This is a genomic window from Bradyrhizobium sp. P5_C11_2 (genome assembly GCF_054049755.1).
The window spans coordinates 1-3,701 of sequence record NZ_JBFULT010000660.1; the positions used below are offsets into that span (position 1 = coordinate 1).

General features: G+C 64.8%; 5 protein-coding genes. All 5 read right to left on the reverse strand.

Annotated elements, in window-relative coordinates:
* A partial coding sequence (locus ACXJL8_RS36310; protein ID WP_456686559.1) for a biotin/lipoyl-containing protein occupies positions 1-257 on the reverse strand: 257 nt, incomplete at its 3' end.
* 62 nt (positions 258-319) lie between these two features.
* The gene (locus ACXJL8_RS36315) at positions 320-772 is read right to left on the reverse strand and encodes a nucleoside deaminase (RefSeq protein WP_456622455.1); all 453 of its coding nucleotides are present in this window, start codon (positions 770-772) and stop codon (positions 320-322) included.
* 2 nt (positions 773-774) lie between these two features.
* A complete protein-coding gene (locus ACXJL8_RS36320) occupies positions 775-1,080 on the reverse strand; it encodes a DUF5076 domain-containing protein (RefSeq protein WP_456622456.1) in 306 nt (101 codons plus the stop codon).
* 3 nt (positions 1,081-1,083) lie between these two features.
* On the reverse strand, positions 1,084-2,469 hold the full coding sequence (locus tag ACXJL8_RS36325) for a pyruvate dehydrogenase complex E1 component subunit beta (RefSeq protein WP_456686560.1): 1,386 nt from the start codon (positions 2,467-2,469) through the stop codon (positions 1,084-1,086).
* Positions 2,470-2,498: 29 nt separating this feature from the next.
* Positions 2,499-3,521 carry a pyruvate dehydrogenase (acetyl-transferring) E1 component subunit alpha gene (gene pdhA, locus ACXJL8_RS36330; RefSeq protein ID WP_456686561.1) on the reverse strand — a complete coding sequence of 341 codons (1,023 nt, stop codon included), beginning with the start codon at positions 3,519-3,521 and terminating at the stop codon, positions 2,499-2,501.
* Positions 3,522-3,701 lie beyond the last annotated feature (180 nt).

Genomic DNA, 3,701 nt, shown 5'->3' on the forward strand with positions numbered 1-3,701 from the left:
GCCTTGACGTCCTCGCCCTCGCCGGCGAGCACCGCGATCACRTCGTTGACCGGGACGTCCTGCGTGCCCTCGGGCACCAGGATCTTGGCGATCGTGCCCTCGTCGATGGCCTCGACCTCCATGGTCGCCTTGTCGGTCTCGATCTCGGCGATGACGTCGCCGGATTTGACCTTGTCGCCTTCCTTCTTCAGCCACTTGGCGAGGTTGCCCTTCTCCATCGTTGGCGAGAGAGCGGGCATCAGGATGTTGATGGGCATGCTGACCTCACGAAGAACTTCTCAAAACGTCGTCCTCGGGGCGAAGACGAACAGACCAGGTTTTAGTTGCCGATGTCGCCCTGCCAAAGGCGCTCATTGGCAGGATTGGAACGCCAAGTCTTCATCATGGTGATGGAGCGGTCGTCGGCAAGGTCGATCCAGGGGATGTTGAACTTGTCGAGGATGTCCTTGGAGCCCGGGAAGGTGACGGATTCCCCGATCACCACCAGCTTCACCTTGAACAGACCGAGCGCGCCGGCGCACATCGAGCATGGCGACAGCGTGGTGTACATGACGGTGTCGTGGAACGAGATCACGCCGGCCTCGCGCAGGCAGCTCATCTCGCCGTGCAGGATCACGTTGTTCTCCTGCACGCGGTTGTTGTGGCCGCGGGCGATGATCTTGTTGTCGCGCGTCAGCACCGCGCCGATCGGCAAGCCGCCCTGCGCGATCGAGGCCTCCGCCTCGCGGATCGCCTCCAGCATGAAATCGAAGTGATGGGATTCGATCGCCACGGTCAATGTCCCTTCTGCGATCGCGGCGTCGTGGTGCCGATATCGGTCGGCCGCTCGATCTCCGCCTGAAACATCTCCAGGATCCGGTTCAGGGCGTCCTCCTCGGTGTATTCGCTTTCGCGCGCATAGGCACGCGCGGCGTGGCGGGCGAGGTCGACGAGCAGCAGGCCCCACATGTCGGGCTCCTCGAAGGCGCGCTGGAACGCCATCGACAGCCCGCCGTCCAGCACGAAAACGCGCAGGATCTCGACCGCGTCCTCGCGGGCGATGACGTCGGGCGGCAGTGGCTGCTCCTTCGGGCCCGCCATGGTCTACCTGTAGCAGACGGCTTTGGCGGCCTCGACCACTTCAGCCGCCGAGGGAAGCGCGAGCTTCTCCAGGTTCGCGGCATAGGGCATCGGCACGTCCTTGCCGGAGACGCGGGCAACCGGCGCATCCAGATAGTCGAAGGCGTTCTCCATGATGCGCGCGGCGATCTCGGCGCCGACGCCGCTCTGCGCCCAGCCCTCTTCCACCGTGACGGCACGGCCGGTCTTCTTGACCGAGTTGACGATGGTCTCGGTGTCCATCGGCCGCAGCGTGCGCAGGTCGATCACCTCGGCCTCGATGCCGTCCTTGGCGAGCTCGTCGGCGGCCTTCAGCGCGTAGGTCATGCCGTTCGACCAGGAGATGATGGTGACGTGGCTGCCGGAGCGCACGATGCGCGCCTTGCCGATCGGGATCACGAAATCGTCGAGCTTCGGCACCTCGCCGGTATGGCCGTAGAGCACTTCGTTCTCGAGGAAGATCACCGGATTGGGATCGCGGATCGCGGCCTTGAGCAGGCCCTTGTAATCGGCGGCCGAGAACGGCGCGACGACCTTGAGACCCGGAACGTTCGAATACCAGGACGAGTAGTCCTGGCTGTGCTGGGCGGCAACGCGCGCGGCGGCGCCGTTCGGCCCGCGGAACACGATCGAGCAGCCCATCTGGCCGCCCGACATGTAGAGCGTCTTGGCGGCGGAGTTGATGATCTGGTCGATCGCCTGCATGGCGAAGTTGAAGGTCATGAACTCGACGACCGGCTTCAGCCCGGTCATCGCGGCGCCGACGCCGATTCCGGCAAAGCCGTGCTCGGTGATCGGGGTGTCGATCACGCGCTTGGCGCCGAATTCCTGCAACAACCCTTGCGTCACCTTGTAGGCGCCCTGATATTCCGCGACCTCCTCGCCCATCACGAAGACGTCGGCGTCGCGGCGCATCTCTTCGGCCATGGCGTCGCGCAGGGCTTCGCGGATGGTCTGCGTCACCATCTCGGTGCCGGCAGGCACTTCCGGATCTGGCTCGGCGACAGCCTGCGGCGCGGGCGCAGCCCTGGGCGCGGGTGCCTCGGCCTTCGCGGCGGCCGCGGCTGCGGGCTCCGCGGCCTTCTGCGGGGCAGGTGCCGGCGCCTTGGCGAGATCGGCGGCGCTCTCGCCGTCGGCGAGAATCGTCGCGATCGGCGTGTTGACGGCAACGTCGGCGGTCCCCTCGGGGATCAGGATCTTGCCGAGCGTGCCCTCGTYGGTCGCCTCGACCTCCATGGTCGCCTTGTCGGTCTCGATCTCGGCGATGACGTCGCCAGACTTGATCGTCTCACCCTCTTTTTTCAGCCACTTGGCGAGGTTGCCCTTCTCCATCGTGGGTGACAACGCGGGCATCAGCACTTGAATTGGCATATCGGCTCCAAAAGAAAGCTTGCGCGCGTTCAGCGGTAAATGTCGGTCCAGAGCTCGGCGGCATCCGGCTCGGGATCATGCTGGGCAAAGTCGGCGGAGGCATTGACGATGTCACGCACCTCGGCGTCGATCGCCTTCAGGTCCTGCTCGCTGACCTTGGCCGCGAGCAGGCGGTTGCGCACCTGCTCGATCGGGTCCTGGTCGTGGCGGACTTTTTCGACCTCCTCGCGCGTTCTGTACTTTGCGGGGTCGGACATCGAGTGGCCGCGATAACGGTAGGTCTGCATCTCCAGGATGAAGGGGCCCTTGCCGGCGCGGCACCAGGCGGCAGCCTCGTCGCCGGCGGCCTTCACGGCGCGGACGTCCATGCCGTCGACCTGCTGGCCGGGAATGTTGAACGAGGCGCCGCGCTTGGAGAAATCCTGCTGCGCCGAGGCGCGCGACACCGAGGTGCCCATGGCGTAGCGGTTGTTCTCGATGACGTAGATCACCGGCAGCTTCCACAGCTCGGCCATGTTGAAGCTCTCATAGACCTGGCCCTGGTTGGCCGCACCGTCGCCGAAATAGGTGACGCTGACATTGTCGTTACCACGATAGCTGTTGGCGAAAGCCAGCCCGGTGCCGAGCGAGACCTGCGCGCCGACGATGCCGTGGCCGCCGTAAAAGTGCTTCTCCTTGCTGAACATGTGCATGGAGCCGCCCTTGCCCTTGGAATAGCCGCCGCGGCGGYCGGTGAGCTCGGCCATGACGCCGTTGGCCTCCATGCCGGTGGCGAGCATGTGGCCGTGATCGCGATAGCCGGTGATGACCTGATCGCCCTGCTTCAGGGCCATCTGCATGCCGACCACCACGGCCTCCTGGCCGATATAGAGGTGGCAGAAGCCGCCGATCGCGCCCATGCCGTAGAGCTGGCCGGCTTTTTCCTCGAACCGCCGGATCAGGAGCATGTCGCGGAGCGCCTTGAGCTCCTGTTCCTTGGTGAATTCCGGGGGCGAACCGCCGTTGGTCTTGTCCTGTGGAGTGCTTGCGGCGGCTTTCTTGGGTGCGGCCATGGGAATTCCGGGTCAGAGAAATCTAAGCCCTCTCTAACCTAACTCAATCGCGTGCGAAAGCACCGCGGCGGCATGGCACGACTTTCATTATGCCGCACTGCAACGTGGCCGAAATTTTGCAAAACCTTTGGCGCGGATCAGGCAACATTAGCTCCGCCGCGAAGCCGGGCTTACCAGCCC

Coding starts and splice junctions, on each gene's coding strand:
- ACXJL8_RS36320 (WP_456622456.1), bottom strand. CDS start 1,080: ATGGCGGGCCCGAAGGAGCAGCCACTGCCGCCCGACGTCATCGCCCGC.